Origin of the sequence: Flavobacterium glaciei (assembly GCF_003350545.1) — a bacterium.
GTDB lineage: Bacteria > Bacteroidota > Bacteroidia > Flavobacteriales > Flavobacteriaceae > Flavobacterium > Flavobacterium glaciei.
The window spans coordinates 1-1,682 of sequence record NZ_QQBA01000037.1 but is presented as its reverse complement, the minus strand read 5'-3'; the positions used below and the strand labels follow the sequence as shown (position 1 = coordinate 1,682).

General features: G+C 30.1%; 2 protein-coding genes. Both read left to right on the top strand.

The features are described 5' to 3' along the window. Positions 1–129 precede the first annotated feature (129 nt). The gene (locus DFR66_RS13755) at positions 130–798 is read left to right on the top strand and encodes a hypothetical protein (protein WP_114755387.1); all 669 of its coding nucleotides are present in this window, start codon (positions 130–132) and stop codon (positions 796–798) included. A 193-nt stretch (positions 799–991) separates the two neighbouring features. After that, on the top strand, positions 992–1,411 hold the full coding sequence (locus tag DFR66_RS13750; protein ID WP_114755386.1) for a hypothetical protein: 420 nt from the start codon (positions 992–994) through the stop codon (positions 1,409–1,411). Positions 1,412–1,682 lie beyond the last annotated feature (271 nt).

Genomic DNA, 1,682 nt, shown 5'->3' with positions numbered 1-1,682 from the left:
TTGGTAAATTCACGTTCACGCTTCGCAAGAAATATTATCTTTATCAGAAAATAATCAGTTCCGAAGTTCGCAACTGACGCCAAGCGTGGGAACGTTAGCGGATATGTTACCTAAAAAAATCGCAAATTAATGGAAAACAACAAATTAAAAGATTTTGAAATAGAAGAACTTGAATTTATGATTCCTCAAATTGAGAAAATGTACAACTTTGAATTTGACAAGGACAAAACTCAGATTGTAAATAGTTTTGAAGAATTATGCGATTTAATAATTGAAAAAATCAACTTGAAAAATGTCGAAAGTTGTACTTCACAACAAGCATTTTATAAACTAAGAAAATCACTCGTTGAAACAAAAATAATTGAAAAAGAAGACTTAAAAACAGAAACTGAACTTGAAAAATTATTTCCGAGAAAAAATAGAAAAGTATTAATTAGAAAAGTTGAGAATGAAATTAGCATTAAACTAAACATTTTAAAAGCTCCAGACTTTATAACAATCCCATTATTTGCAATCGGAATAATATCATTCATTTTATTATTTATTTATTGGCAATTGGGGATAATCGGTATTTCAATTTCAGTAATTGGCTTATATTTCTGTAAATGGTTTGGAAATGAACTAAAACTTAAAAGCGTAAAAGAATTAGTTGAAAAAATTACTAATGAAAATTATTTATCTGTTAGAACTCAAAAAAACACAATTAACAAAACAGAATTGAAAAGCGTATTAACAAAATGGTTTTCTGAAAACACAGGAATCGAAAAGGAAAGGTTGAAAATAGCAACTTTCGAATAAAATAAACACATCCGCTAACAGCAGTTACAAGAAATTGCTAGGCATGGGATTTATCAGAAATGATAATTGTTGAATCAAAGTTTTGTCTATATTTGTAATTGACAGTGAATGAAGTACGCAACTTCTTGTAGCTGCCAAACGTTGGCGGTCAGTTTACCGCAGAGAACTAAATACAAAAAAGAAGATTGTAGTTTTGGAAAAAGAAGAATTAAATAAAATCATCGAAAAAATTGAAAGTGAAAATTCTAAAGAAAAAGCATTTTTTGGAATTCACTACGTAGATGCAGGAGATGAATTATTTATTAAAGCAAATAAATACGGGCTAGAATTGTTTGCGAACGAACTGTTGAAAGCATCTCGAAATGCTGATGAAATTATCCAAAATTCGGAGAAAAACATCTTAACATTTGACCCGAAAGAAAAATGGATCACTAGCGATATTTGGCTTGCGTATATTGAACCCAAAGCAGATAACAGAATTGACATCAATGACAAACCATATAAAAAGAAATGGAAAGATAAAATTTTCGAATATGGTTGCTTAACAATAGTTGGAATTGGAATAATAGTTTTTATCGCGGGAATTTTTGCAATAATTAGTTGGTTCAGATAAAAACAAGCAAAAGTATAGAATCGAAAATTTATTAAATAGAATAAAACCGAACCGCCAACACACGCTACAAGCAATTTGGGGATTTAGCTTAATTGAAAAATTGGTTTGTATTTGGAAGATTTGGCAAATCCGAATAATGGTCTTAATTTAGTCCCAAACTGCTTGTAGCGCGGGAACGTCAGGCTGTGAAAAAACCCCGTTTTCATTTCTTTTTTACCTTATAGAACTGCTATAAACTGGTTCTAGGCTAAGCTAATTTTTGAGGTTCTTT